A 23,845-nucleotide genomic window follows, 5' to 3' on the forward strand; every position below is an offset into this window, starting at 1 on the left:
TATGGCAAGCACCATAGTCCGCCCCTTCGAAGACGCGGACCTTCCCGGCGCAGCAGCAGCCTTGGTCGAAGTACACGCCACCGATGGGTACCCGGTTGAAGGGGTTGACCAGCCTGAGCGTTGGTTGCGATCAGCGGATGTCCTTGCCGCATGGGTAGCGGAGGTGAACGGCAAGATCGTTGGTCACATCTCGGTAATGCGCCCCAACGACGAAGGCGCCGTCTCCATGTGGACCGAGCAGAACGGCGCCAGCAAAGAGCAAGTTGCAGTACTAGCCCGGCTCTTCGTACTCGCGGAAGCGCGAGGGCGCTCCACCGGTGAACGTCTAATCCGAGTGGCAACCGACTATGCGCACCGCCAAGGGCTCCGCCTGGTGGGCGACGTGATGACCAAGGACGAGGCAGCCATCCGGTTGTACAAACGGCTCGGCTTTCGGATCATCGGAACAACGATGCACACCTACGGAAACGGCGAACAGACTTCGGCTCTCTGCCTCGTCGCCCCAACTCCATGACCAGGTAACCGGTTACAGGTTTCTCTACCTCATCAAGGCCCCGCCGCGCACGGCGCGGCGCGCGGACCCGCTCGCTCGGGCTCGCCCGGCCTGCCTACGGCGCCGGGCAGCCCGGCGGCGGACCCGCGCCACGATAGGGCGGGGCCGAGGAAGACTTTGCCCGTTGCTGATCAGCGGGGCCCCTCCGGAAGCAAGAAGGGGGGCCGAGGGGCGCTTCGCTGCGGTGAGGGCAGTAGCCCTCTCCATTGGCACAAGTGTAATGGCCCCCCTTCATGCTCCCGCCCCGCAGATCACCAACGGGCAAACTCTTCCCCAACCCCTCACGCAGTCCGCCGGCTTACCGTCGCCGTAATCGCAGGCATCAGAATCCCGTGCCCGTGGCGTGCCCGGTGCACCGGGAAGTAACGGTGAACGACGGGGTAAGTGGCAGCTCCACCAGACCCACATCCACGGCTTATCCGCAGGTCAGGACCGAGAAGCCACGAGATCGCCCGCGATTCCCAAGCTCAGAGCGCGAGTTCGATTCTCGTCGCCCGCTCTTGCAAGAAGCCCCAGGCCAGCGGCCTGGGGCTTCTTCGTTGTCTGGACCACGCTAGGCGTCTTGCACCAGATCCGCACCAGAAGGTGCGTCCCGCTCGGCGGCGGCGGCCTTCTCCCGCTCCGCTCTGACCCGGGCGTCTATCCCGTCGGCCACCTCACGCTGCCGCTCGGTCTCCGAGTGCTGATAGATCATCGCTGCCCGCTCGGACGACTGGCCGGCGCGGACCATCGTGTCCTTGAGCGTCGCACCGGAACGGGTCGAGAGCGTGTGCCCGGTGTGGCGCAGGTCGTAGAAGCGGAAGTCGTCCGGCAGGCCGACCGCGGCCCGTGCTTTCCGCCACTTCCGCCCGAAGGTCGAGCGCCGGAAGGGGGCGCCCTTCTCCCCGACGAAGAGCAGGCCGTTCGAATCCTTCTCCGCGAACTAGTTCAGGTGGCGTACGACATCCTTGCGCATGAACTCCGGCAGGACGATGAACCTCTTGCCCGCCTCGGACTTCGTCTCACCGACCGCCCGCCGCCCGGTGCACAGCTCCGGCGCGGCACGGCGGACCCACAGCCCCAGGGGTTCGAGGCTGACGTCAGGCCGCCGCGCCTCTGCCTGCTCCTCAGGGCGCGCGGGACCGTAGGCGCCGAGCTAGACCATGAGCCGCCAGCGAGGGCCCACGGCATCCGCGAGGGCGTCCACCTGCGCGACGGTCGCGGTCGGACGCTCCTTCGCACGCTCCCGGCCGGCGCCTCGAATCCGGCACGGGTTCCGGCGGATCAGCTCGCCCTCGGTCGCCGTCTCAAGGATCGCCTTCAAGAGGCGGTACGCCTTGGCAACCGTCGTCGGAGCCCCGGTGGTGGTCAGGCGCTCCGTCCTCCAGGTACGCACGCGCGGCGGCGTGATCTCGTCCAGGTCCCACACGCCGAACGTCGGGGCCAGGTGCAGCCGGAGCAGCCGCCGGTACAACTCTTCCGTGGTCGGCGACAGGCCCCGCTCCGCGATCCATTGCGACGCGTACACCGTGAAGTTGACGGCGCCGGCGTTCGGGTCCTGCCAGTTGCCCCGGGTGAGGTCCGCCTCGATCTGGGACAGCCAGATCTCCGCGTCGGTCTTCGTCGCGAAGGTGTCCGGCGACCGATGCTCCTCACCGTCCGGTGCCCGGTAACTGGCTGTCCACCGACCCGACCGGTACTGACGCACGGCACCGAACCGACGGCGCTTCCCTTGGTTGTTGCCCATCAGGCGGCCCTCCCGTAGCGCGGACGGCGGTGGATGGGCTGGACGGTGTTGTTCTCGATGAAGGCCACCAGGGCGCTTTCCGGGATGCGGACGTGCCTGCCGACCTTGACGAAGGTCACCCGCCGCTCGGCGATCAGGCGGCGCGGGAACCGCTCGGTCGTGCCAAGCCATTCGGCTACCTCTGCAACAGTCAGCAGGCGTTCCGCCACCTTGTGGCTCTCCTTCCGCTCTTGTGCTGTGACACTGTGACTGCTGTGACTCGTCACGCCTGTCCCCCATCCACCGACGGCACGGCGTATCCGCCGTTGTCACGGATCAGTTGGACGTCGTTGGTCATCCGGGAGCAGGTCTGCCGGACGAGGGCGGGGTCGAGGCCGGTGCCCTCGGCGATCTGCTTGGGCTTGGCGCCCGGGTGGTCGCGGACGTAGCGGAGGACGGTGGCGCGGGTGTCGCCGATGGTGTGGGCGGCGGCCGGGCCTTCGAGGAGTTGCCAGGCGCCGGCCTCGGCGTGGAAGCGGAGGGCGTACTCGGCCTCGTCGACGTCGCGGCCGGTGACGTGGAGGACGCCGTCGGCCTGGCCGCGGGAGCGCTTGAGGACGAGGGTGGCGTCGGCGGCGCCCGCCAGGCCGTTGGTGCCGGAGACCTCGGCGAGGAAGTCGTCGGAGCCGGCCTTGCGGACGTGGTGGACCAGGACCATGGCGATGCCGTAGTGGTCCGCGATCCGCTTCGCGTGGCCGACCGCGGCGTAGTCGGCGTCATAGGCCGAGGTGCCCGGCGCGGACGGGCCGCGCATCTTCGCGAAGACGTCCACGATCACCATCCGGGCGTCCGGGTTGCGCTCCACCCACTGAGCGATGGCCTCGTTGCCGCCCTGCGGGAGGGGCGGGCAGGAGGTGGCCAGCGTCAGCGCGGCCGGCGCCGGCTCGCCGCCGAGGATCTTCCGCATGCGCGTCTGGAGCCGGCGCGGGGTGTCCTCCAGGGCGAGGTAGAGCACCGGGCCGCCCTCCACCGGGACGGTGTCCATTGCCTGGCCGCCGGCGGCGACGGAGAGGGCCAGGCCCAGGGACAGCCAGGACTTACCGACCTTCGGCGGACCGGCGAGGAGGTTCACGCCCTCGGAGATGATCCCGGGCACCGCCCAGCGCGGCTCGGGGAACTCCGCCGCCATCAGCTCGTCCGCCGTCCAGGCGGTACGGATGCGCTGCTGGGCGGGTTGGAGGGGCTGCGGCTCCGCGTGGGTGGAGTAGAGGTGCGGCTGGGGCTCGGTCATGCCGCCCTCCTCGCCACGGTCCGCGGGCGGCGGGCGCCGGCCTTCAGACCCGAGGCGATCGTGCGTCGGGCCTCGCGGTCGCTCTGGCCGACGCGGAGCGCGGCCACCACCAGCCACTCAGTCACGTCGGCAGCGCTCAGTTCTCCCCCGGCCACGAGCTGCCCGAGGGCGACGGCCGCGAGGTAGAGGGCGTTGTTGTGGCCGTGTGCCGGAGAGTTGGCGACCTTGGCCAGCTCGCCGTTCACGGCCGCCTTGAGGTAGCCGCTGCGGCGGTCGGAGCCGAGCGACACGGTCACCGGCTTCTGCGGGGGCAGGCTCGCCGGTCGGAGCAGGTCGAGCAGCCAGTGCGGCAGCGGGGCCGGGGTGACGTCGATGACGCGGGTGTACGGCTTGCCGTTGACGGTGCTGCCAGCCCCGACGACGCAGCCGCCCGCCGCCCGGGTGTCGATCTTCCATCCGAGCGTGCCCGCGGTGTTGCGCAGCTCGACGCCCTGCGGCGCGGCGAAGTAGAGGTGGGTTCCACCGCCGGCCGTCCGGACGGTGTGGGTGTCGGCGGGGAACGGCTGCCCGTGCTCCGCCGCGAGGTGGGACAGCGCGTCCGCGCCGGTGGTCACCCTCGGCGGCGTTCCGGCGGGCGGCAGGTCCTGGCCGTGCTTGGGCACGTCCAGGTCGATCACGACCAGCTTCGACGGGCCGGTGGCGATGCCGACGTTGAAGGGGGACGCGGTCCAGCAGCGGGAGATGCGCGTGACATCGGTCGTCGCCCGCCGCTCCCACGCTCGCACCGCCGGGCACTTGCCGCCGTGCCGGATCGGGAAGACCCTCCAGCCGCGCTCGGCCGCCGCAAGAGCGGCGTCCAGCAGCGGGCGAGAGCTGTTGTGAGGCATGCTGGTGACACCTCCTGTGTCTTGGTTGGGATGGGAGGCCGGGGCAGCGGGCGTCCTTGACCCGTCGACCGCTGCCCCGGGATTCGCAGACCTACGAACGGCTCCAGGCCAGGTAGGCGCGGCGGACGTACTCGCGGTGGTCGTCCGCGGTGACCAGTTCGAAGCCCCTCAGACTCAGCCCCTCGTGCGTGGCGTCGTAGCGCACCAGCTGGAGCGCCGCGTCGGCGGCGGCCTCAATCGCCGGCGCCGCCACCTCCGGGGCGTAGCTCGCCGCCTCTTTGAGCGCGATGCGGTCGAACACGGCGGCCTTGCGGAGCCAGAACTCACGGTCCGCCTGCGAGCCTCGCTGCCTCGCCACCCAGCCGATCTCGGTGATGATGCTGGGGGCGTCCGCGTACGCGGTGGCGGGGCCGGGGGTGGGCGCTTCCGTGGTCACCAGGTCTCCTCGTCGTTCCTGCTCGTGGTCATGAGGGCGAAGTGGAGGGCGCTCTCGGCCTGCTCGCCGAAGGCGTACGCGGCGTCGGCGAGCCCCACCACGAACTCGTCCGCCCCGCAGCGCGGCTCCTCCCGAGCCGCGTCGGCCTCGTCCTGGCGCTGCAGGAGCACACGACGCAGCTCGACGAGTCGGGGGCCGCCGTTCCACCCGCCCAGAAGGCCGGTCGGGTCGGGGAGGCCAGTGGCCGGCAGCGTGTACTGGCCCTTCTCGCGCTGCAGTTCGGCGCGGTGCGGGCGTTCGCCCCGGAGTACGGCCAGCGCCGCCGCAGCCGCACCATGGGCATAGGCGAGGGCGGTGTTCTCGTACAGCCGCTTCGTGCAGTTCTCCAACTGCCGGTAGGCGTTGCCCAACTGGTACACGGCGGCGTCGTGCGGGCGGAAGAAGGGGTTCTCGGGAACGTTCAGCTCACCGTTGACGGGGAGCAAGCGGTGCTGGTCGACGCTCCAGGCGGCGACGCGGGCCGCGTCGTTGGCCATGCGCAGTTCCCTAGCCGCCGCGCCGAGGGCGAAGACGCTCTCGGTCAGGCTCTGGAACCAGGCAACAGCAGGCTTGGTCACGAATGGTCCTCCCTGCTCGTTCGGGCCGGGCTGTCCGGTCCTCCGCACGGCCTCACCTCCGAACTTCGGACGAAGGGGAGTTGAGGCCGCACGGGGGCCCGTCAGACAGGCGTCAGCGGAGGGCGTACCGGCTGGTGTCGCCCTCGTCGGCCGCCTCCAGCAGGGCGCGGAGGTCGCCGCCGGCCGCGGCGAGGCGGTGCTCGATCGCCTGCCAGGACTCGGGGTCGATGGCCATCAGGGCGGCGATGGCGACCGGTCCCTTACCGCGTTCGAGGGCGTTGAGGACGTCGCGGAGTTCCGCGGCGGCCATCAGGGAGACGCGAGGGACGGTGGTCCGGCACTCGCACATGGTTGTCTCCTTGTCGGTTGGTCGGTCACTTGCCGAAGTCGCGGACCGCGCCGCTCAGGGCGGTCATGATCTGGTCGATGGAGCCGGCCGCGCCGGTCCGGGAGAGGTAGAAGCCGAAGAGGACGGCCACCACGGCGGCGCCGATGCCCAGGGCCTTGAAGCGGAGGAGCAGGGCCAGGAGCACGCCGAACAGCGCGAGGGCCGAGATCGACACGAACACGGTGGGCTCCTTCGGAGTCAGCGGGTGCCGTCGCGGTGGACCCGCGAGGCGAGGTTGTAGAGGTGGCGGCCGACGCGGACGCGCTTGCCGTAGCCGCGGCAGCGGCGGCAGTCGCGGCCGCGGGTGATCCGGCCGCGGCGGTTCTTCCGGACCTGGAAGCCGAAGCCGCGGCACTTCCGGCAGGTGCCGAGGGGACTGACGGCGCAGAGCGCGGCGTAACACAACGTGATGAGGAGCAGGGCGGGTATAGCGGAGAGGGTGGAGCTCATCAGGGGCCTCCCGGGCCGGTTCAGGGGCGTGCTCGGGGAGGGCCGCTAACCGCTAGCGGCCAGGTCACAGCAGGTTCTGGGTGCTAGCGGGGCCGCTAACGTTAGCGGGGTGCGCTGCTAGCGCCGGCGGCCCCGGCGGTCATCCCGCTTCCGGCCTTCCGTCACGGTCGGCGATGGTTTCGGCGATGTCGGCGCGGACGATGCCGCGCCGGTTGACGACCTTGCCGTTGAGGCGCCGGCCGATCTGCACGGTCTCGATCCCGAAGGGCTTGAGCGCGGCGGTCAGCTGCTCGGCTGCCCAGCCGGCGTAGACGTCGGGTCGCAGCTCCTCCAGGCGCCCGACGACCGTCTCGTTCCAGACCTTCGGTTCGTTCGCGGGGACGACGGCGAGAATGTCGCGAAGGAGGTCGAAGGCGGCGACGGCTTCGGCGACGGGGTCGACGCCGAGGGCGTGGCCGGTGAGGGTGCCCGCCGCTTCCCGCAGCGCGAATGCGCGGGCCACCACCGCGTCGGCCACCGGGGCGTCGACGTACGCCGCGGCGACGATCCGGGCGTCGGCGCCTTCGCCGACGAAGTAGTGGATGCCCTTGTCACCCCACGCGAACATCGTCGCCCGAACGCCCCGCTTGTACGCGGAGGTGCCCAGCACCATGTCGTTCTCCATCTGCCCCATGACCTTGAGGCACCACCGGTTGGAGGCGTTCGCCGAGATGCCGGTGGGCAGGGACCGCGCGTCGGGCCGCTGGGTGGCGAGGAGGAGGGTGATGCCGAGAGCGGGCCCCCGCTTCACGAGGTCCGTGCAGATCTCCTCGAACTCCTTGCCGTGCTTGGGGTGCTCGAACCACACCTGGCACTCGTCCGCGCCGATCACGATCGGGTGCAGGCCCAGGGACTTGTTGTCGGCGAGCTCGCTGGTGACCTTGGACTCGGGGCAGAGGTCCCGCGGCAGGTTGCGGATCACCTTCGCCCGGCGGCGCAGTTCCTCCCGGATGCCGCGGAGCACTGCCAGGGCGTAATCGATGTCCTCGTCCTCGTCGCCGGCGCGGTAGCTGTGGGCGACGCGCTCCAGCGGGCCGAGGTCACCGGTTCCCTTGAGGTCGAACGCGTGCAGGGTGGCGCGCGGGTCCAGGGCGGCGACGAGCAGGAGCAGCCGGAGGAGGAACGTCTTTCCCATGCGCGGGATGGCGCCGATGATCCCCGAGATGTACATGAGGGTGACGTCGACCCAGCGGCCGCGCTGGTCCGTGCCGTAGGGAGCCGGCTTGAACAGGTCGACGGCGCCGCCCTTCAGCAGCGGCCACGCCGGCTTCTCGGCCTTCGACATGTCCTGGTCGCCGACCCACAGCACGAGCCGGCCGGTGTGCTCCTCGGGCACGGCCTCCGGCCAGACGCAGCCGAGCGGCCGGCGGAGACCCGACGCGAGCCGGTCGCGGCGGTCGATCACGTCCGTGACGGTCACGCCGTACGGGAGGTCGCCCTCGGCGCGCCAGCCCGGGCCGTCCCGTGTGATGGGGGCCGTGAAGACGAAGCCGTCCTGGCCCTTGCTCTGCGCCTGGCCGATGGCCGAGATGCCCAGAGCGCCGAGGGCCCGCAGCACGATGTCACTGGTGAGCTTCTGCGTCTTCGGCGTCTCCACGGCGCGGGTGATCACGGGGGCATCCGCCGGGGTGCCGAAGTGGCCGAGCGCCAGCGCCAGGGCGCCGAGGGAGACGGCCTGGAGCCAACCGGGGGCCAGCACGTACAAGGCCAGCGCGGCCCCGAGACCGACGAGCGACGCCAGGACGGCGACGAGCGTCCGCAGCCGCACCCGGCCGTCCCGCTGCCTGCAGAGCTTGAGGTACTCGCCGACGTCCTCTCGCCGCACCGCGGCGCGGCGGACCGGCTCCCCTTCGGTGTCGGACACCCACCGCATCGTCCCGCCGACGAAGCGGGCGGCGCCGCGCGGTGCCTGCAGGGTGAGGCGCGCGGCGTACACCGGGGAACGCCACAGGTGGTACGCGGTGACGTGACCGTAGTGGCCGGCGGCCCAGGTCGCGGCGGTCTTCAGCTCCGCCCGGTCGCGCATCCACGACGGGACGATCGGGCGGCGCTTGGCGCCGGTGATCCGTGCCATGAAGCCGGGAGCCGCCGGGGCCGGACCGTCGACCATGACCATGGTGTCGGGGTCCTGCGTGACCGCCTGGGAACGGGCGGCGCGGACGTCGTTGAGGTGGTGCACCGTTCCCTCGTCGCCGGTGCGCTGGTCTCGACCGTCGTCCTCGTGTCGCACTGACAGTCCTTCCTCGTGGGGCCCGGCGCAGCCCGTCAAAGGGCATGGCCGGACCGGGATTTCCGCGTGCAGGAGGGGAATCAGGAATCGGCCGCGTCGGGCAGGGCTTCCCCCTGGCCGTTCACCAGGGCGAGCTGTCCGGCCCCTGGCAGCCGCCCGCGCTCGGTGTCGAGCCTCACGAAGACGCCGTGCACGTAACTGGGCGCGCGGGTGGCCCGCTTCGCCGTCTCGCGGACGCTGAGGCCGGCGGTCCAACCGTTCTCGATGACCGCTTGAGCGTCGGCGGTGCTCAACTTCGCGGTCGGCTCGTCTCCTGCGGGGCCCTCGGGGCGTTCAGGTGAACGGTCCGAGCCGTTCACCCCCTGATCAGCGGAGACTTCCGTGGTTCGGGGCAGATGCGGGTACCCCTGCCGGCGGATCGCTTCCGTCGCCTGGCGCATCTGGTCGCGCACCTGAGCGGCCAGGGCGGATGCGGCGGGGTCCGGAGCGGAGTCGGCCCACGGCGAGGGGAGTTCGACGGTGGCAAGCCCGGCCGCGTGCCGCCGGGCGGCGAGCTGTTCGAGCAGCCGGCGCCGCTGTTCGGCGTCGACGCCCACGGACGCCCGCGCCACCGCCACCGCGAGCCGCCGGTTGAGCCGCCGGCCGCGCCGAGTCGCGCGCTTCTCCGGTGCCGTGTCGGCCAGGCGGGCGGCGAGTGCGACCGCCCGCGCGGTGGCCCGGTCGCGGGTGATCTGCGCCGCGTCGCGGTTCCGCTCGGCGACGCCGAGGTGCGAGAGGAGCCGTTCCCGCAGTTCCTTGCCCAGCACCGCGACAAGACCTTGGGACTTCGCTTCCGGGCGGCGGTGGCGGAGCTCGATGCCCATCGCCAGGTGCCACAGCATCGCGGCCATGACCGGCCCGACGAAGGCCCGCACGGTTCCGCCGACCGCGCCGGATTCGGCGTACGCCGGGATGACCTGCACGCCGGTGATCACCCAGACGAGCAGTCCGGGGGCGCCGGGCGCTCCGGTGGGCCCGTTCAGGTTCTGCCGGGCCATGAGCGCGGTGGCGAAGAGGGCGAGCTCCGCGGCCGCGAACATCGCCGCCCGCTCGGCCGCGCTCCCCATGTCGAGGTAGTCGGCGGCGAACCGCCAGCTGGTGTCGGCGCTGTAGGCCGTGCAGCCGGCGGCGGCCAGCGCGGCCACGACCACAGCGACCGAACCGCGCTTCCGGCCGGCGCGCCGACCGCGCAGCCCCCGCCACATCAGCCAGACGGCCGGGACGGCGGCCGCGGAGCCGGCGGCGGGAGCCCAGGAGGGCAGGGACGCGATCATCACGCCGCCCTCTTGGCCCAGTTCGGCCACGCGTCGATCTTCACCCTCCACAGCGCGGTGCTGTTGAGGTGGGTGGCGTACAAGGCGTCCTCCGCCGCGACCTCGTCCGTCTCACCCAGCTCCAGGAGTTCCGTGAGGACGGACTCGGCCACCGCCAGGCGGGCCGCCCGCTCCTCGGCGGTCTCGCCCGGGACGCCGTGGAAAAGCTCCCTGAAACCCTCCAGGGACGGCCGGCTCCCGGAGAACGCCCGGCCCTGTACCCGTAAAACCTCGTTGCCCTGCTGGTCTTCTACGTACGAACGCATCGTCTCTCCTGCGCCGTCGGTGGGATGGAGAGCCGGGCGGTGAGCCTCCGTTGACCCGTCGATCACCGCGCCGGCCCGAGTTGGGCTATCAGACGCGGAACCGCCGGGGACGCACGAGGCGGAGCACGACCCCGTAGAGGTACGACACGGCCATGTAGCCGCCGAGGCTCGTCAGGCCGACGACGAGCCAGTCCGCGCCGAGCCCGTAGACGGTGTTGCCGCCGAGGTACGCGACGAGCAGGGCGAGGACGAAGGCGGTCGCGGTTCCCACGGCCCGCCTGGTCGTCATCGGCTCGGACCGGCGGGCCACCATCTCGACGTCCTTCGGCTCGACAAGCCGGACGCCGCCGGTGACCTGCAGGGCCACGAGGTTGCCGGTCGCCTGGGCGGCGATGCCGGACACCGTGCCGAGCGTCTTGCTGTCGCGGTCACGGACGACGTCACCGATCGAGAGCTTGATCGCGCGCTTCATCTGGGTCCCCCCATGGGATCAGAGGCCGGAAACCGGAGGGCGGTACGTGCCGCACCGGTGCGGTTCCACCGCGGCTCGCCGGCTGGAACACCGGGGGGACGCGCCCCTCCGGCACCGCCGCCGCTGGTGACGGCCCCGAAGGGGATCACTCGTCGCCCTGATGCGCGAGCCGCGAAGCAGCCGTCACCAAGGCGGAGCAACTCATCAGGAGGTCTTGAAGACAACTCCTCTTTATGAGTTGCGTTGACTATGGCGGACGCCCACCGACTCGTCAAGACCTCTTGATGACTCGTATGCTGAGGGCCATCGCACGACGGGATGGGTGAGCACCAATGGCCAAGGCGTACGAGCGCATCGCGGACGACCTCCGCCAGTCCATCCGCGCAGGTGAACTCGTCCCCGGCGACCGGCTGCCCTCAGAGGCGAAACTCGCCGAGCGCTACCGTCGAAGCGTCCCGACCGTCCGGGACGCGCTCCGCCTCCTCCAGGCCGAGGGGCTGATCGACAAGGAGCACGGCCGGGGCAACTTCGTCCGGCGCCCGCGCACGTTGGTGCAGCGCTCGAACCTCCGCCATCAGTGGGAGAAGGACCGGGTCCGCGAGCCGGAGGAGAAGCGCGCGGAGACCGGAGCCACCGAGCACGACACCGGCCTGGAGCTCCCCGACCTGGAGTTCCAGGCGGCGTACCGCGAGATCCCGGCCGACAAGGAGCTCGCGGAGGCGTTCGGCGTCTCCGAGGGGACGACCCTCCTGGAACGCACCTACCGCACCCGCTACCGGGCCGAGAGCGCTCCCTTCACCCTCGTGACCTCCTACCTCGTCCGCGACATGGTGGCGGCGAACCCGGCCTTGCTGGACGCGGCGAACGAGCCCTGGCCGGGCGGTACCCAGAACCAGCTGTTCACGGTGGGCATCGAGCTCGGGCGCATGGAGGAACGCGTCACGGCACGCCCCCCGACCGCGGAGGAAGCGGAGGAACTCGACCTCCCGCCCGGGACCGCCGTCCTGGTCCTCCGGAAGACGTCGATCGACGTCGACGATCGCCCCGTTGAGATCTCCGACGTCGTCCTGCCCGGCGACCGCACGGAAATGCTCTTCACCACTCCCCTGGAAAGGTGGTGACCGCCGTGCGCCGGCTCGTCATCATTACGGCCGTCCACGAGCCCGCCGCTCCCTACCTGGCGGACGCCTACAAGTCGCTGTGCGCGCAGGAGCTCCCGGACGGCTGGGAGTGGCACTGGGTGGTCCAGGAGGACGGCACGAGCGACGCGGTGGCCCCGCACATACCGGACGACCCTCGCGTCACCTTCAAGCAGGGCCGACCGGGCGGTCCGGGCGTCGCCCGGATGATGGCCCTGGCGCACGCGGACGGCGAGTACGTCAAGGTGCTCGACGCCGACGACCAGTTGACGCCGGGCGCCCTGGCCCGCGACCTGGCCGTGCTCGAAGGCGACCCCACCCTCGGGTGGACGACGTCCCGCGTGCTGGACCTACTCCCCGACGGCTCGACGTTCGGCTTCGACCAGGACCCGGACGAGGGGCCGATCGAGCGCGGCGAGGTGCTGGAACACTGGCAGGCGCACAACTACCGGGCCCAGGTCCACCCGGCGACCCTGTTCATCCGCCACGATCTGCTGCTGGCTCTCGGCGGCTGGATGGCCCTGCCGGCGTCCGAGGACACCGGGCTCCTGCTCGCCCTCAACAGCGTGGCCCGCGGCTACTTCACACGCGAAGTCGGCCTGCTCTACCGCAAGTGGCCCGGACAGGCCACGAGCCAGGCGACCCACACCGACGCCGGCGAACGCGACGCCCGCATGGCCGTCATCGAGGCCCGCGCCCGGGCCCTGTCGTACTCGAACTGGCGCTACCCGATCACGGGTTGACCGGCACCTCGTACACGATCTCGCCGACCGACACCGGGACGACGATGTCGGCGGTCTCCACCGGCCGCCCGTCGTCGCCGTAGTACGTCCGCCGGACGCGGGTGACGAGGGAACCGCGCTGCACGCCGAGGAGGTTCGCCTCCTCGGCGGTGGCCTGCCCCGCCTCCACCGCTTCCTCGGCGTGGCTGACGGTGATCCCGATCTCGGCCATGCGGGCGGGCACACCCTTGCCCGCCAGCGGCCCGCCCTCGGGCAGCACGACGATCGTGCCGCCGGTGAGGGAGTAGGGCTCCCAGCTAGTCATGAGCTGGGCGGGCCGGCCGTCGCCCATGAACTCGTAGGCGGTGCGCACGCACAACTCGCCGACGTCGACCGCCAGGCGGGCCGCGATGGGTCCCGGAGCCGGCACCTTCGCCTCGCTGTGACTTTCCCAGGTGGCTCGTGGGCCGAGCCCGAAGCCGTCACCGGGTTGCCCGTCCCGCCACCCCGAGCGCAGTAGACGCGCCCGCTCCCGCGGCTTCGCCACGTAGGTGCCCGAGCCCGCGCGCCCCTCAAGAACGCCCTGGGAGATCAGGAGTTCCTGTGCCCGGCGGACGACGTTCTCGCCGACACCGCATTCCTGGGCAATCTGGGCGCGGGACGGAAGACGCGTCCCGGGCGTCCACTCCTGATCCGCGATCCGCTGCCGAAGCACGTCGGCGATGCGGAGGTAAGGCGGCTGCTCACGCATGTTGGAAATCTAGTCCACTAGCTCTAACCTAGTTAACCAGCATCACACCGTGTAACTTTGCTGTGACGGAGGACCGCCTTGTGCCCTCACCCGAAGCTCGTGCCGAAGCGCTCGTACGCCGCTTCGCCGCAGCCGGCCTCACACCCCGCAAGAGGGACCGCGGCAACCACACGCTCATCGAGATGAAGGTCCCGGACTCGGCGTCGCACTCGCGCCAGTCCTGGCAGGAACTCCTGACGCTGCTCGGAACGGCCGACTGGTTCGGCCTCGCCAGCAGCCCGCGCGGCCTCGTCGCCTGGGCCGCCGTCCTCAAGAACCCCCGTCCGGCGGCGAAGACCGCCCGGGGCCCCCACCGCGATCAGCCATAAGGAGCTGACAGGTGCTCGAACGACTTCGCGCCGCCTTCGCACGGACGCGGCAACGGCTGTTACCGCCGTCCAGCTCCACCGGACTCCGGGCCACCGCGCGGCCGGTCCGGCCGAGGAGCAGGGAAACGCTCCGGCGGGTCTCCCGCCGCGAGAACCGTCTCAGGTTGCGACCGCCCTCGCGCGGCCCTGCACGCGGGAGACCGTCCTCGCCCGTCCCATGCTGCCGACCACGCTCGGCGGCGCCCAGCCCTGGTCGAAGCGCTACCGGGCCACGTTGCTGGCGGCCCGGTGCGACAACGCGCCGGAGGCATGCCGATGACGCCGCCCAACCATCAGTCAGCCGCCTGGCTGCACCGCTTCTTCGCCTGCGTGCTTGTCCTCCACGGCAAGGCACGCAGCATCGAGGGAGGCGCCACGTGAACACCGTGTACACGCTCCTGGAAGTCACTGCGGCGACAGTACGGCGCGGAGACCTCATAGAGATCGGCCGTAAGCAGTTCAAGGTGCGGAACCTCGTCGACGTGCCTGGTGGCGGCAGGCGCGTCTATTTCGGCTCCGGTGAAGCCTTCGTCTTCCGCCGGGGGACCCGTTTGTTCGCGATGCGCGCCTTGAGGAAGTGGTGACGTTGCCCCTTCGCTACCAGGCAATCGTCGATGAACTGCGCCACCGCATCCGCTCCGGTACCTACAGGATCGGCGAACGCCTCCCTTCGGAGGAGGCCCTCGCTGCGGCTTTCGACGTCGGCAGGCCCACGCTCCGGGACGCGTTGGAGGTGCTCCAGGCCGAGGGCCTCCTGAAGAGGCGCCACGGCAGCGGGACCTACGTGACCCGCCCGAGGCCACCCATCCGGTACTCCCCTGGCGACCACACGGAGCAGGCGGACACCGCCGCCCAACGCGTAGTCCGTACGACCCTCAGCGCCACCAACATCAAGGCCAGCGCGGAGCTCTCCGTCCTCTTGGGAGTGTCACCAGGCTCCTCGGTGGCCAAGTACCGATACCTCAACCGGGAGGGGGAGACCCCGCACAGCGTGGCCCACGTCTACGTACCCCAATCCGTGGCGTACAGGGACCTGCGGGAAATCCAAGTGGTCCGCTCCCCGTGGGGGGAGGACGTCCGGCAGCTTCTCGTCAAGGCCGGCGTGCAGGTGGAGGCCAGCGCACAACGCCTGACGGCCCGCCTCGCGACGACGGAAGAAGCGAACCTCTTGCAGATCACCATCAGGACGCCGGTTCTGTCCATCGAACGCGTCTCCACCGACGCCACGGGCCGGGTGGTGGAGGCCGCGCACCTGGTGCTCCGCGGCGAACGGTCCGAGGCCATGTTCACCACGCTCGTGCCCATTCCGGATGAGGAGGCGACCGATGACGGAACCAGCGATGTCGATGCCGATTAGGGCCAACTCGCCGAGGGACCACGGCGCCGGGGCCGAACTCCGGCTGCTGCCCTGGGCCGGGTTCGAGAACAAGCCGCTCTACCTGGTGGGGGGCGACCACGGCAGCTTCCTCGGGCGTATGGCCGACATGGTCGAGGAGGAGCAACTGGCCTTGGCGGACGCCCTGCTGAACCACGTGGAGGAGATGACGAACCGTCCCGATGGCGGACCGAAGGAGATGCACTACATCGTCAGCCCCTTGGCGATGGCGTTGCGCGATGTCCTCCGGGTGGCTGTCAGCCGGGGAGTGCGCCTCACTGCCCGAACACACGAGGGACAGGAGGGAAGGCCGTCGCTCGCTCCTGCGGACGAGGAGCACTGGGAGGTGACGGCTCACGCCGCAGGTCCCGACCGCTTCCGGGGAACGTGCGAGGACTGCGGCGAGGAGCAGCCGGGGAGTACTCCGAGCGCCAGGCGCGCCTACTCCTGGTTCGTGCGGCACGCCGCATCGACGGGTGACAGCACCTTCACGGTGATGGCGTCCGAGACCTTCACCCTCAGCCCCACAGGCAGGTAGGAACGGACCACGACGGGCGGGCCGACTCCCCACGGAGTCGGCCCGCCCGGCTTGTGCGGCCGCGTGCCGGTGCCGCGGCACGGAAGCCGGCCTGGTGCCCCGTGCCCCCCGCTTCTTGCACCGACCGGCCCCTGTCTCTGAACGGCTTGGCACCGTACGGTCGCGCGCATGGCCCCTTCCTCAGGAAAGCGCCGTCCACCGTCCGAGACCCACTTGATTCCGCCGCCGTGGCGACCTTTGCTGACAGCAGCTCGCTGCTACGTGCGGTACGGCCCGGGCACCACGCTGAAGCGAGCGCTCCTACGGGAATGGCTCGACGTCGGCCTCCGAAAAAACCCGGCCACGACCAAGACGGTCACCACCCGATACGGATGTCGCGTCCGAATCCGCACGACGGAGGACCTCATCATGAGGTCGCTCTACACGTCCGGGTGCTGGGAGCCGGTGATTTCCGCCTTCATCGCTTCACGGTTGCAGCCGGGTGACGGCTTCCTCGATATCGGGGCGAACGTCGGCTACTACACCACCATGGCCTCACGGCTCGTCGGCCGGAACGGCGTCGTGGTGGCCATCGAGCCGGCGCCGGCGCTCCACGCCGAACTGCAGGCGAACGCCGCCCTGAACCACTGCGAGAACGTCCGTCCCGTCCGCGCTGCCATCACCACTTCCCGGGGCGACGTAATCCTCTACGTCCCCCACACGGGCAACCTCGGCGCCACGACCATGGTCAAGCCGGAGCACCACGAGAACCGGCTGACCGTCCCCGGCCTCCCCCTGGCGGACGCCGTCTCGACCGCGGAGCTCGAACGGGCCCGGATCATCAAGGTGGACGTGGAGGGAGCCGAGGGCACGGTCCTGGACAGCCTCGCCGAACTCCTGCATCTCCAACGCCCGGACTGCGAGATCGTCGCCGAGATCAGCCCGGCCCGCCTGGCGGCCGGCGGACGCACTGTCGACGACGTCCTGACCCCGTTCCTCCACCACGGCCTGCACCCGTACAGCCTCGTGAACTCGTACATGCCGGAGGACTACCCGGTGATGCTGAGCCGTCCGACCGCCCCTGTCCGAATCCGAAAACCGATCACTGCCCAGACAGACGTCGTGCTGTCACCCGTCGACGCGGACGTGCTGCCTCTATGAGGACGTGAGCAGCTGAAACAGCCGGGGGGGTGTCACACCGGTCACCCTGTCACAGTCACCCGTCCCGGGCTTTGGCCACCTCACGCACGCCAACCCCTCCCGTGTTCCAGCCGTTTGTCACCCCTGACCCAACCCACCGCCGTGTTCCTGCGATCCTCAAAGTCGTCCGGACGACTTGCCAGGGGGCCAGCACGGTGGAGTTCAGCGAACAGCTTGTGACGATCGCTGCCGTGCTCCTGGGCGCGGTGACCACTCACCTGGCCAACCAGAGGATGGAGAAGCAGCGGCACCGCCAGTCTCTTCAAACCCGCTGGGACGCCAAGAAGCTGGATGCCTACGCGAACTACATCGACCAGATGCGCTCCTGCATCTTCCTCGCGGTCCACCTGCACCACCACCGCGAGGGGATACGCCCCAGCGACCAACCGGAGCAGGAGCTCCGAGCGCAGATGTCCGAGGCCAGCCGCCTCCGCGGCCGCGCCTTCGAGCGCGTCACGCTCCTGGGCGGCGACGACGTCGTCGAAGCGGCCCACGACCTCAACGCCATCGCCCTCAAAATCGACTGGCAGGCCACAGGCGAAACCACCGGCACCCTGGACGAGTGGCGCAACCTCCACCGCGCCACCTTCAGAGCCATCAACGCGTTCCACGAGGCAGCCCGCGAAGACCTCGGCGTCCAGGGCCGCGTCACCGGCGACAGCCACCCGGAGCGGGACCTCCTACTGCCGCCGTCAAGCGGAGAAGAATGACACCTCTAATAAGCTGCACCCGTCAGCCGAGGGTAGGAGCGAGGACTGACTGAGGCATGGCCCTGATGCCGGCTTGCCCAGTCTCCCAAAAATGACCCCTGAATAGAATTCGATAGCTAGGAAAGCGCTGGCGGGCATGCTTGAGCAACAGAGATGGGGCTGCAATCTTGCACTTCTCCGTTCAGCACTTCGACCAGGAAGTGGGAAGAAATGCGCATGTCATACAAGACCTGACCGTCCATCCTCACTTCACCATCGGCATCTATCTCATAAGTTGAGACATCGAGATCAACCAGGAATTCCACGGTGCACTCCACCACCACATTACCGCACCCTGAAGCCCCTCCGCGCTTCTCAGCGCCTCTTTCAATCCCTCCCCTCAAATCATGAGCCCCTAGAACCTTGCGCACACAACGAACCTCCACATCGTGAACATGGACATCGCCGCCGTAAACACCTGACTGCAGCAGACGTCGGTCAACTTCAACCACACCAAGATTAAAATCTGGGGCAGTGTAGCCGTAATGGCACACATTCGAGTCGTGCTCGACGATCAAATCAGTGAAGTGTGCTGTGATCAGGCGCGCCAGTCCTTCCGGGCAATCGATGTACCGAAGGAGAGAGCGACGCAGGTCATAAACACTCATCATCAAAGGAGGTTCCACCAACAGCCCTCTACAGGCTGCCACCACATCAGCATCCCTACTCAAAAGAATGAGGTCCTCGAAGGAACCCCCAGCCTTCGATAGAACATCTCTCAGCCAGGCAGAATCAGACCCACCGGCCTTAACCCCTTCTTTCCTGCGTCCGGGCCCATCCAACAATATCTGGTCCCTCAAGCCATCCCGCGCAGCTTCCCCCGAGAGACGCACTATCACAACTCCCGGAATAGCCAATAGGTCGGCCTCTAGACGCCACAGCATTTCATCCTTGCCAGGCCACGCCACGGGCTTACCAGGGATTCCCGCTATGCGCAAATTACGCAGCGCAGCGTTGGAGGACCGGCGAGCCTTTTCCACTTCCCCGTCAAGATGCTCCACCCATTCCCATATAACTGGCTCAGGAATCCATACCTCTATGCCATATCGAGTTGCTAGTTCCGCTGTTAGGCGTACGACATTCACATCGGGGCGCCCGCCGCTAAGAGCGTTGGCATCAAACACGACAGCGCGTAATGTTTTGCTGACCAGCGACTGGTCCATAATTCCCCTAAGACAGCATCTCGCCAAAGTAAATCTCACGGATCATATCCGCCAGTTGCAGAAGAAGAACTGAAGGCAGGCCATTCCCGGCACAATTGTCCCAAGCCAGACCCAAAAGGGCCGCAAACAGGGATCCATTGATCGCCGAAATACCAGCCGCCTCATGCCACTCCGACGCAAATGTCAGGATTTCATCCAGAAACTGCTTGGTTATATCGCCTTCTCGCGTAAAGGCGCCGATATCAATCCCGAAATCAACGAGAAGCGAGACCACGACAGATCGATGGAACTCGATGTATTCAAGAGGCTGCGGATCCTCCTCCACCGCCTCATCCATGCAAGAGAGGGCATGACGAAGACTGCGATCCGCGTGGTCAATCCGCGCCAACCACGCCAGGTGGTCAACCGCGCTCCGATCAAAGGCTCTCGCCCGAGAGAACTCCAGCTTCAATTTTCCCGCTTCAGCGTCCTTTAGCTGTACATGGTCGTACCGTCCTCCAGGAATTGCGTACCATCCGCAGCAATTCACGACATCCCACAGGACAACAACCACGAGATCTGCGCTTCGCGACCACCGAAGAATCTGATCGGCCTTGAGGAATACAGATGGCAGAGCCTTAGCGCCATTACCGAACTCTCGCCTGGTCCCTTTCACTTGAACCCAAATCCTGCAAGGATCAACTCGCCCATTAAGGCAGGTCTGAACCAGAAGGTCTTCGCCGTAATCTTCTCGAATCTCATCAACGGCGTGGCCGAGTTCCAACCAAAGTGCCCGAACAGCAGTCTCAGCACGCGCGCCTGTCTGGTGTTGCGATGGCCGCTTCGGCACAGATCCCCCCAGCGCTCGCTCCGCGACAGCACCTGTACATGAGGGTATCGAAACGGCTCAGGCTGGGATGGTTGAAATGCCCCGGTCGGGGTCGGTTGGGCGGCACAGAACAGTCTCGCCCCACCTGACCTGGGTCGAACGGCTGCGGCTATGGTCCTCAACTGGCGCCACCACAAGCCCGTAGACGTGTCAGCCGGCCTAGGCAGGGAGAGTGCCGAGCGCGTGAGCCGCACGAGATGTGCACCAGAACGGGGGGTTACCTGCAGACAACGGCGGTCAAGCTTGCCGCTCTGACGGCACGTCACCGCTATCGCTTATACAGGTTACATCCAGGATCGGGTCAATCCGCCCGTGATTCCCAAGCTCAGAGCGCGAGTTCGATTCTCGTCGCCCGCTCTTTTCGAGAAGCCCCGGACCGATGGTCCGGGGCTTCTTCCTGTTCCGGCTCTCCGAACCCTTTCCCCGTCCGATCGTTGTCATAGGTATGACGGTACGACGGCGGGCGGGGAGGGAGCCGGCCTCTGGCGGCTTCGGAGCTTCCGCACTACCGGACCGCGTTCTCGTTCCCGGGCGGACGCCGAGGCGCACGCGCCACCCCACGGCTACCCCACCGGCACCCCGCCGTGCAGCGCCTCGCCCATCGGGGAATTCTCGCCGGTGACGTGGGAGCGGATCGACGCGATGTAGTCGGCACGGCGGACAACACGGCCGGTGCCTCGGGGGGGGCGAGGACCGCGAACGCCGCCGCGGCGTTGCCGGCCGGATTGTTCAGCGCCGTGCGGAGGGCCGTGAACGCGGCGAGGCCGAGGGTGCCGCCCCCGCCGGTGTCGGCGAGGTCGAAGAGGGCGCCGAGGACCGGAGCGCAGACGGTGTCGAACGCCTCGGCGCCCGCCCAGGCCGTGTACTCGTCGGACGTCATCCGCCCGTCGCCGTCGGCGTCCGTCGACGCCCACGCCCGCGCGTGCCGAGCGTGCGCGCGGTGACGACGTGGGGGTCGTCCTCCTCGCGCCCCGCCGCCAGGGCCGCGGCCGGCGCCTTCTGCCTCCAGCTCGCGAGCGAGCGCGACCCGGAGAAGGTCCTGGCCGTCCTCGCGGCCATCTCCCGGAGCACGCCCAGGTGTTCATCGGCGTGACCGATCCGGTCGACCCGCGCGTCGAGACCCCCGAGGAGGTCCGCGACCGCGTCCTGACCGCCGCCCGCCACGTGCCCGCCGACCACCTCGGCACCTGTGACGACTGCGGTTTCTCGCCCTTCGCCGACGACACCTCCACCTCCCGGGGCACCGCCTTCACCAAGGTCCGGGCACGCGTCGAGGGCACCGCGCCGGCCGCGCGCGAACTGCTGGGCTGAGCCCGCGAGGGCATCCGGTCTTCGCCGCGCCTCCGGGACAACGGCCCGGGAGCGCGCTCCCGCTCGCCCTCCGCCCACCCTCCGACTTGTCGATTATCGATATGCCACCTACGCTACGGCTTATCGAAAATCGATGGGGTGGATGAGATGAACACGCGACTCACGAGGGCCCTGGCCTCGGTGACCTTCGCGCTGGCGGCGCTCTGCGGGCTCACCTTCCTCGGTGTGGGGGTGACCCACCTGCTCGACGACGGGGCGGTCTGCGCGGAGACGGGCTTCTGGGCCAACGCCCCGCTGGCGGCGGACGGCCTGCCGGTCGGCCACGGCGTGACGGCCTCCAGCAGTGCCGCGCGGCTCTGCCAGGACGGCCCCTCCACAGGGCAGCGCGCCGCCGACCTGGGGAGCGGACTGCCCTGGCAGCTGTTCGGCTCCCTCGCGCTGCTGCTGTTCTCCCGGCTGCTCAAGGCCGTCGTGGAACGGGGGCCGTTCACCGACACGGTGGCGCGTCGGCTCTCCGTCCTCGGCTGGACCGTCGCCGTGGGCACGCCCCTGGCCGGACTGGTCGCCGGCTGGTCCCACTCCTGGCTCGTCGCCAGCATGGCGCCCATCGTGGGCTCCGGGCCGACGGTCTCCGGGCCACAGGTCCTCGTCCTCGCCGGTCTCGCGGCCGTCATCATGGGGAGGATCATGCGCGAGGGCGTGCGCATGCGAGAGGATCTCGAAGGGACCATCTGATGCCCGAACCGGAAGCGGCCGTCTGATGGCCGAAGAGGAACTCCACGCGATCCGGATCCACTTGGACCGGCTCCTGGCCGAGCGCGGGATGACGCTCACCGAGCTGTCCGCGCACGTGGGCATCACCGTCGTCAACCTGTCCGTGCTCAAGAACGGGCGGGCCAAGGCCATCCGCTTCTCGACCCTGTCGAAGATCTGCGAGGTCCTCCGGTGCCAGCCGGGGGACCTGATCAGCCACGACCCCGCCGGAACCGCCTGAGGCCCCGGGGGGCGTGACCACCCCGTCCCGCGCTACGAGGGCCGGCGGAGCAGGCCGCGTTCCATGGCGACGACCACGGCACGCGTCCTGTCGTTCACGTCGAGCTTGGCGAAGAGCCGCAGCAGGTGCGTCTTCACCGTGGCCTCCGCGATGACCAGCCGGGCGCCGATCTCGGCGTTGGTGAGCCCGTCGGCGACCGCGTTCAGCACGTCCACCTCCCGTGCCGTCAACGGCACCTCCGCGGGCTGCCGCATCCGGGCGACGAGCTTCGCGGCCACGCGCGGGGCGAGGACGGTCTCGCCGCGCGACGCCGAGTGGATCGCGTCGACGAGTTGGTCGCGGGTGGTGTCCTTGAGCAGGTAGCCGATGGCACCGGCCTCCACCCCGCGTTCGATCTCGGCGTCGGTGTCGTACGTCGTCAGGATCAGGACCCGGGTCCGTGGATGCCGGGCGACGATCTCGGTGGTGGTGGCGACGCCGTCGAGGACGGGCATCCGCAGGTCGACCAGGGCGACGTCGGGCTCGTACCGGTCGACGAGGTCGAGCGCCTGACGACCGTCGGCGGCCTCGCCGATGATCTCGATGCTGGGCTCCGAGGCGAGCAGGGCGACGACGCCCGCGCGCATGACCGCGTGGTCGTCCACCACGACGACGCGGAGCTTCCCGCTCGTCATGCCGCCACCCCGCTCTCCGTGGGATCCACGGGATCCACCGGATCCATGGGCTCCAAGGGAATCACCGCCAGGACGCGCGTGCCCTCGCCGACCGAGCTGGTGACGGTGAGCCGGCCGCCCAGCTCGGCGAGCCGTTTGCGCATCCCGTCGAGCCCGAACCCCCGCGACCGGCCGACCACGAAGCCGCGCCCGTCGTCGGTGATCTCCAGCTCGACGCCGAACGGCTGCCGCGCGAGGACGACGCCGACCGTGGAGGCCGCCGCGTGCTTGCGGACGTTGGCCAGCGACTCCTGCGTACACCGCAGCAGCGCGATCCTGGTGGGCTGGTCGCACACGATGTCGGCCAGGTCGGCGTCGACCGTGAGCCCGGTGTCCTCGGTGAACCGGTCCAGCGTCCGGCGCAGGGTCCGGGCCACCGAGCCCGCGGCCACCTGGCTCGGCTGGGCCGAGCCGACCAGCACGCGCGCCTCGGCGAGGTTCTCGCGCGCCGTGCTCTCGATCGAACGCAGCTGCTGGGCGCTCCGCTCCGTATCGGTGTCGAGGCCTGCCCGCGCGGCTTCCGCGAGGACGACGATCGACGCGAACCCCTGTGCCAGCGTGTCGTGAATCTCCCGCGCCATGCGCTCCCGTTCCTCCGTGGCGCCCTGGCGCTGGTACGCCTCGGACAGTTTGAGTTGTGTCTCCTCCAATTCGGCGATCAGCCGGCCCCGTTCGCGGCTCTGCTCGACGACGGAGTGCACCCACAGGCCCATCAGGACGCTGGCGGCGACCACGACGAGCGTGGAGACGAGGGTCTCGCTGAGGAACTCCGCGCTCCAGCCCTGCCGCAGCCAACTCCCGGTGAGCGACGAGACGGTGGCGAGCCCGGTGAAGACCACGGAGGTGCGCGGGGTCCTGCCGAAGAGCCAGAAGTGCGGCAGCGCCACGATGAACAGCGCCGCGTAGCCGCTCCGCAGGTAGGAGAGGCCGCCGATGCCGAGGACGAGCATCCACAGGTAGGTGTGCGGCCGGAGCACGGGGTTGTCCGGGAACCGGTCGAGGACCGTGTAGCCGATCACGATGCAGCCGAGCAGCGCCAGCACCCCGTACCGCGTCCCGCCGCCGCGGTCCGTCAGGACGAGCCCGACGGCCATCGCGCCGAACAGCACCTGGCAGACGGTGTTCCACTGGCCGAGCGTCCTGACCCGGAACGGGTCGGCGGGAAGGCCGGGGACCGGGCCGTGAGCGGGATCCTCACCGTTGCCGGCCCCCGCGCCACGGCTGCCGATCCTCGACCAGAGATTCATGGG

The 23,845-nt window shown here is 69.5% G+C and carries 29 protein-coding genes and 3 pseudogenes; 12 read left to right on the top strand and 20 right to left on the bottom strand.

The window, feature by feature from the left end:
- The first annotated feature begins 1 nt into the window (after position 1).
- A complete protein-coding gene (locus ACH4PU_RS07305; protein WP_398267377.1) occupies positions 2–514 on the top strand; it encodes a GNAT family N-acetyltransferase in 513 nt (170 codons plus the stop codon).
- A gap of 592 nt (positions 515–1,106) precedes the next feature.
- Here the strand turns inward: ACH4PU_RS07305 and ACH4PU_RS07310 are convergent.
- The 13 genes and pseudogenes from ACH4PU_RS07310 to ACH4PU_RS07370 form a co-directional block, all read right to left on the bottom strand.
- A pseudogene (locus ACH4PU_RS07310) lies at positions 1,107–2,279 on the bottom strand (tyrosine-type recombinase/integrase).
- Complete coding sequence (locus tag ACH4PU_RS07315; RefSeq protein WP_398267380.1) at positions 2,279–2,488, bottom strand: excisionase family DNA-binding protein; 210 nt, start codon at positions 2,486–2,488, stop codon at positions 2,279–2,281. The pseudogene ACH4PU_RS07310 and the gene ACH4PU_RS07315 overlap by 1 nt, the downstream one beginning before the upstream one ends.
- Positions 2,489–2,541: 53 nt before the next feature.
- Positions 2,542–3,549, bottom strand: a complete 1,008-nt coding sequence (locus ACH4PU_RS07320; RefSeq protein ID WP_398267383.1) for an AAA family ATPase — start codon at positions 3,547–3,549, stop codon at positions 2,542–2,544.
- Positions 3,546–4,436, bottom strand: coding sequence for a bifunctional DNA primase/polymerase (locus ACH4PU_RS07325; RefSeq protein WP_398267386.1), 891 nt, complete (start codon positions 4,434–4,436; stop codon positions 3,546–3,548). Before ACH4PU_RS07325 ends, ACH4PU_RS07320 begins: the two co-directional genes overlap by 4 nt.
- Positions 4,437–4,527: 91 nt before the next feature.
- Positions 4,528–4,872 carry a hypothetical protein gene (locus ACH4PU_RS07330; RefSeq protein WP_398267389.1) on the bottom strand — a complete coding sequence of 115 codons (345 nt, stop codon included), beginning with the start codon at positions 4,870–4,872 and terminating at the stop codon, positions 4,528–4,530.
- Positions 4,869–5,489 carry a hypothetical protein gene (locus ACH4PU_RS07335; RefSeq protein ID WP_398267392.1) on the bottom strand — a complete coding sequence of 207 codons (621 nt, stop codon included), beginning with the start codon at positions 5,487–5,489 and terminating at the stop codon, positions 4,869–4,871. Before ACH4PU_RS07335 ends, ACH4PU_RS07330 begins: the two co-directional genes overlap by 4 nt.
- Positions 5,490–5,601: 112 nt before the next feature.
- Entirely contained in the window at positions 5,602–5,838 is a 237-nt protein-coding gene (locus ACH4PU_RS07340) for a hypothetical protein (RefSeq protein ID WP_398267395.1), read from the bottom strand.
- Positions 5,839–5,863: 25 nt separating this feature from the next.
- Positions 5,864–6,058 (bottom strand): hypothetical protein, encoded by a 195-nt coding sequence (locus tag ACH4PU_RS07345; protein WP_185944337.1) that lies wholly within the window; start codon positions 6,056–6,058, stop codon positions 5,864–5,866.
- Between the two features lie 17 nt (positions 6,059–6,075).
- Positions 6,076–6,327: a hypothetical protein gene (locus ACH4PU_RS07350; RefSeq protein ID WP_398267398.1), complete on the bottom strand. Its 252-nt coding sequence runs from the start codon at positions 6,325–6,327 to the stop codon at positions 6,076–6,078.
- A gap of 139 nt (positions 6,328–6,466) precedes the next feature.
- Complete coding sequence (locus ACH4PU_RS07355) at positions 6,467–8,545, bottom strand: cell division protein FtsK (protein ID WP_398268474.1); 2,079 nt, start codon at positions 8,543–8,545, stop codon at positions 6,467–6,469.
- Between the two features lie 131 nt (positions 8,546–8,676).
- A complete protein-coding gene (locus ACH4PU_RS07360; RefSeq protein WP_398267401.1) occupies positions 8,677–9,939 on the bottom strand; it encodes a hypothetical protein in 1,263 nt (420 codons plus the stop codon).
- Positions 9,909–10,214: a hypothetical protein gene (locus tag ACH4PU_RS07365; protein WP_398267404.1), complete on the bottom strand. Its 306-nt coding sequence runs from the start codon at positions 10,212–10,214 to the stop codon at positions 9,909–9,911. Before ACH4PU_RS07365 ends, ACH4PU_RS07360 begins: the two co-directional genes overlap by 31 nt.
- Before the next feature lie 88 nt (positions 10,215–10,302).
- The gene (locus ACH4PU_RS07370) at positions 10,303–10,686 is read right to left on the bottom strand and encodes a hypothetical protein (protein WP_398267407.1); all 384 of its coding nucleotides are present in this window, start codon (positions 10,684–10,686) and stop codon (positions 10,303–10,305) included.
- A gap of 332 nt (positions 10,687–11,018) precedes the next feature.
- Here ACH4PU_RS07370 and ACH4PU_RS07375 point away from each other — a divergent pair, with 332 nt between their 5' ends.
- Together ACH4PU_RS07375 and ACH4PU_RS07380 are read left to right on the top strand one after the other, a co-directional pair.
- A complete protein-coding gene (locus tag ACH4PU_RS07375; protein ID WP_398267410.1) occupies positions 11,019–11,807 on the top strand; it encodes a GntR family transcriptional regulator in 789 nt (262 codons plus the stop codon).
- The gene (locus ACH4PU_RS07380; RefSeq protein WP_398267413.1) at positions 11,801–12,568 is read left to right on the top strand and encodes a glycosyltransferase family 2 protein; all 768 of its coding nucleotides are present in this window, start codon (positions 11,801–11,803) and stop codon (positions 12,566–12,568) included. Before ACH4PU_RS07375 ends, ACH4PU_RS07380 begins: the two co-directional genes overlap by 7 nt.
- Here the strand turns inward: ACH4PU_RS07380 and ACH4PU_RS07385 are convergent.
- Entirely contained in the window at positions 12,558–13,298 is a 741-nt protein-coding gene (locus tag ACH4PU_RS07385) for a GntR family transcriptional regulator (protein ID WP_398267416.1), read from the bottom strand. The genes ACH4PU_RS07380 and ACH4PU_RS07385 overlap by 11 nt on opposite strands.
- Positions 13,299–13,378: 80 nt before the next feature.
- On the opposite strand from ACH4PU_RS07385, the gene ACH4PU_RS07390 reads away from it, so the two are divergent.
- From ACH4PU_RS07390 to ACH4PU_RS07415, 6 genes are all read left to right on the top strand, one after another.
- Entirely contained in the window at positions 13,379–13,666 is a 288-nt protein-coding gene (locus ACH4PU_RS07390) for a hypothetical protein (RefSeq protein WP_398267419.1), read from the top strand.
- A 416-nt stretch (positions 13,667–14,082) separates the two neighbouring features.
- Positions 14,083–14,289 carry a hypothetical protein gene (locus ACH4PU_RS07395; RefSeq protein WP_398267422.1) on the top strand — a complete coding sequence of 69 codons (207 nt, stop codon included), beginning with the start codon at positions 14,083–14,085 and terminating at the stop codon, positions 14,287–14,289.
- A complete protein-coding gene (locus ACH4PU_RS07400) occupies positions 14,286–15,062 on the top strand; it encodes a GntR family transcriptional regulator (RefSeq protein WP_398267425.1) in 777 nt (258 codons plus the stop codon). The genes ACH4PU_RS07395 and ACH4PU_RS07400 overlap by 4 nt, the downstream gene beginning before the upstream one ends.
- Positions 15,046–15,618, top strand: coding sequence for a hypothetical protein (locus ACH4PU_RS07405; RefSeq protein WP_398267428.1), 573 nt, complete (start codon positions 15,046–15,048; stop codon positions 15,616–15,618). The genes ACH4PU_RS07400 and ACH4PU_RS07405 overlap by 17 nt, the downstream gene beginning before the upstream one ends.
- Positions 15,619–16,026: 408 nt before the next feature.
- Entirely contained in the window at positions 16,027–16,758 is a 732-nt protein-coding gene (locus ACH4PU_RS07410) for an FkbM family methyltransferase (protein WP_398267431.1), read from the top strand.
- Between the two features lie 194 nt (positions 16,759–16,952).
- A complete protein-coding gene (locus ACH4PU_RS07415; protein WP_398267434.1) occupies positions 16,953–17,507 on the top strand; it encodes a hypothetical protein in 555 nt (184 codons plus the stop codon).
- A 116-nt stretch (positions 17,508–17,623) separates the two neighbouring features.
- On the opposite strand, the gene ACH4PU_RS07420 is transcribed toward ACH4PU_RS07415, so the two are convergent.
- The 4 genes and pseudogenes from ACH4PU_RS07420 to ACH4PU_RS07435 form a co-directional block, all read right to left on the bottom strand.
- Positions 17,624–18,709 (bottom strand): hypothetical protein, encoded by a 1,086-nt coding sequence (locus ACH4PU_RS07420; protein WP_398267436.1) that lies wholly within the window; start codon positions 18,707–18,709, stop codon positions 17,624–17,626.
- A gap of 7 nt (positions 18,710–18,716) precedes the next feature.
- A complete protein-coding gene (locus ACH4PU_RS07425) occupies positions 18,717–19,046 on the bottom strand; it encodes a hypothetical protein (RefSeq protein ID WP_398268521.1) in 330 nt (109 codons plus the stop codon).
- A 66-nt stretch (positions 19,047–19,112) separates the two neighbouring features.
- Positions 19,113–19,538 (bottom strand): annotated as a pseudogene (locus tag ACH4PU_RS07430) (DUF4365 domain-containing protein); the annotation flags it as partial.
- A 544-nt stretch (positions 19,539–20,082) separates the two neighbouring features.
- Positions 20,083–20,457 carry a hypothetical protein gene (locus tag ACH4PU_RS07435; RefSeq protein ID WP_398267439.1) on the bottom strand — a complete coding sequence of 125 codons (375 nt, stop codon included), beginning with the start codon at positions 20,455–20,457 and terminating at the stop codon, positions 20,083–20,085.
- Positions 20,458–20,565: 108 nt separating this feature from the next.
- Here ACH4PU_RS07435 and ACH4PU_RS07440 point away from each other — a divergent pair.
- The 3 genes and pseudogenes from ACH4PU_RS07440 to ACH4PU_RS07450 all read left to right on the top strand — a co-directional run.
- Positions 20,566–20,888 (top strand): annotated as a pseudogene (locus ACH4PU_RS07440) (5-methyltetrahydropteroyltriglutamate--homocysteine methyltransferase); the annotation flags it as partial.
- 147 nt (positions 20,889–21,035) lie between these two features.
- Positions 21,036–21,623 (top strand): DUF2975 domain-containing protein, encoded by a 588-nt coding sequence (locus ACH4PU_RS07445; RefSeq protein ID WP_398267442.1) that lies wholly within the window; start codon positions 21,036–21,038, stop codon positions 21,621–21,623.
- A gap of 25 nt (positions 21,624–21,648) precedes the next feature.
- A complete protein-coding gene (locus tag ACH4PU_RS07450; RefSeq protein WP_398267445.1) occupies positions 21,649–21,882 on the top strand; it encodes a helix-turn-helix domain-containing protein in 234 nt (77 codons plus the stop codon).
- Between the two features lie 32 nt (positions 21,883–21,914).
- Here the strand turns inward: ACH4PU_RS07450 and ACH4PU_RS07455 are convergent, their stop codons facing one another.
- Both ACH4PU_RS07455 and ACH4PU_RS07460 read right to left on the bottom strand, forming a co-directional pair.
- Positions 21,915–22,556, bottom strand: a complete 642-nt coding sequence (locus tag ACH4PU_RS07455) for a response regulator (protein ID WP_398267448.1) — start codon at positions 22,554–22,556, stop codon at positions 21,915–21,917.
- Positions 22,553–23,842 carry a sensor histidine kinase gene (locus ACH4PU_RS07460; protein ID WP_398267451.1) on the bottom strand — a complete coding sequence of 430 codons (1,290 nt, stop codon included), beginning with the start codon at positions 23,840–23,842 and terminating at the stop codon, positions 22,553–22,555. Before ACH4PU_RS07460 ends, ACH4PU_RS07455 begins: the two co-directional genes overlap by 4 nt.
- Between the last annotated feature and the right edge of the window lie 3 nt (positions 23,843–23,845).

It is taken from the genome of Streptomyces sp. NPDC021100, assembly GCF_044333095.1.
Classification (GTDB): domain Bacteria; phylum Actinomycetota; class Actinomycetes; order Streptomycetales; family Streptomycetaceae; genus Streptomyces.

What these genes read in the sequence shown, in the direction of transcription:
- ACH4PU_RS07305 (WP_398267377.1), top strand. Translation starts at nt 2, where the DNA reads ATGGCAAGCACCATAGTCCGCCCCTTCGAAGACGCGGACCTTCCCGGC.
- ACH4PU_RS07320 (WP_398267383.1), bottom strand. Translation starts at nt 3,549, where the DNA reads ATGACCGAGCCCCAGCCGCACCTCTACTCCACCCACGCGGAGCCGCAG.
- ACH4PU_RS07325 (WP_398267386.1), bottom strand. Translation starts at nt 4,436, where the DNA reads ATGCCTCACAACAGCTCTCGCCCGCTGCTGGACGCCGCTCTTGCGGCG.
- ACH4PU_RS07340 (WP_398267395.1), bottom strand. Translation starts at nt 5,838, where the DNA reads ATGTGCGAGTGCCGGACCACCGTCCCTCGCGTCTCCCTGATGGCCGCC.
- ACH4PU_RS07350 (WP_398267398.1), bottom strand. Translation starts at nt 6,327, where the DNA reads ATGAGCTCCACCCTCTCCGCTATACCCGCCCTGCTCCTCATCACGTTG.
- ACH4PU_RS07365 (WP_398267404.1), bottom strand. Translation starts at nt 10,214, where the DNA reads ATGCGTTCGTACGTAGAAGACCAGCAGGGCAACGAGGTTTTACGGGTA.
- ACH4PU_RS07370 (WP_398267407.1), bottom strand. Translation starts at nt 10,686, where the DNA reads ATGAAGCGCGCGATCAAGCTCTCGATCGGTGACGTCGTCCGTGACCGC.
- ACH4PU_RS07375 (WP_398267410.1), top strand. Translation starts at nt 11,019, where the DNA reads ATGGCCAAGGCGTACGAGCGCATCGCGGACGACCTCCGCCAGTCCATC.
- ACH4PU_RS07385 (WP_398267416.1), bottom strand. Translation starts at nt 13,298, where the DNA reads ATGCGTGAGCAGCCGCCTTACCTCCGCATCGCCGACGTGCTTCGGCAG.
- ACH4PU_RS07405 (WP_398267428.1), top strand. Translation starts at nt 15,046, where the DNA reads ATGTCGATGCCGATTAGGGCCAACTCGCCGAGGGACCACGGCGCCGGG.
- ACH4PU_RS07410 (WP_398267431.1), top strand. Translation starts at nt 16,027, where the DNA reads ATGAGGTCGCTCTACACGTCCGGGTGCTGGGAGCCGGTGATTTCCGCC.
- ACH4PU_RS07420 (WP_398267436.1), bottom strand. Translation starts at nt 18,709, where the DNA reads ATGGACCAGTCGCTGGTCAGCAAAACATTACGCGCTGTCGTGTTTGAT.
- ACH4PU_RS07425 (WP_398268521.1), bottom strand. Translation starts at nt 19,046, where the DNA reads ATGGATGAGGCGGTGGAGGAGGATCCGCAGCCTCTTGAATACATCGAG.
- ACH4PU_RS07435 (WP_398267439.1), bottom strand. Translation starts at nt 20,457, where the DNA reads ATGACGTCCGACGAGTACACGGCCTGGGCGGGCGCCGAGGCGTTCGAC.
- ACH4PU_RS07445 (WP_398267442.1), top strand. Translation starts at nt 21,036, where the DNA reads ATGAACACGCGACTCACGAGGGCCCTGGCCTCGGTGACCTTCGCGCTG.
- ACH4PU_RS07450 (WP_398267445.1), top strand. Translation starts at nt 21,649, where the DNA reads ATGGCCGAAGAGGAACTCCACGCGATCCGGATCCACTTGGACCGGCTC.
- ACH4PU_RS07455 (WP_398267448.1), bottom strand. Translation starts at nt 22,556, where the DNA reads ATGACGAGCGGGAAGCTCCGCGTCGTCGTGGTGGACGACCACGCGGTC.
- ACH4PU_RS07460 (WP_398267451.1), bottom strand. Translation starts at nt 23,842, where the DNA reads ATGAATCTCTGGTCGAGGATCGGCAGCCGTGGCGCGGGGGCCGGCAAC.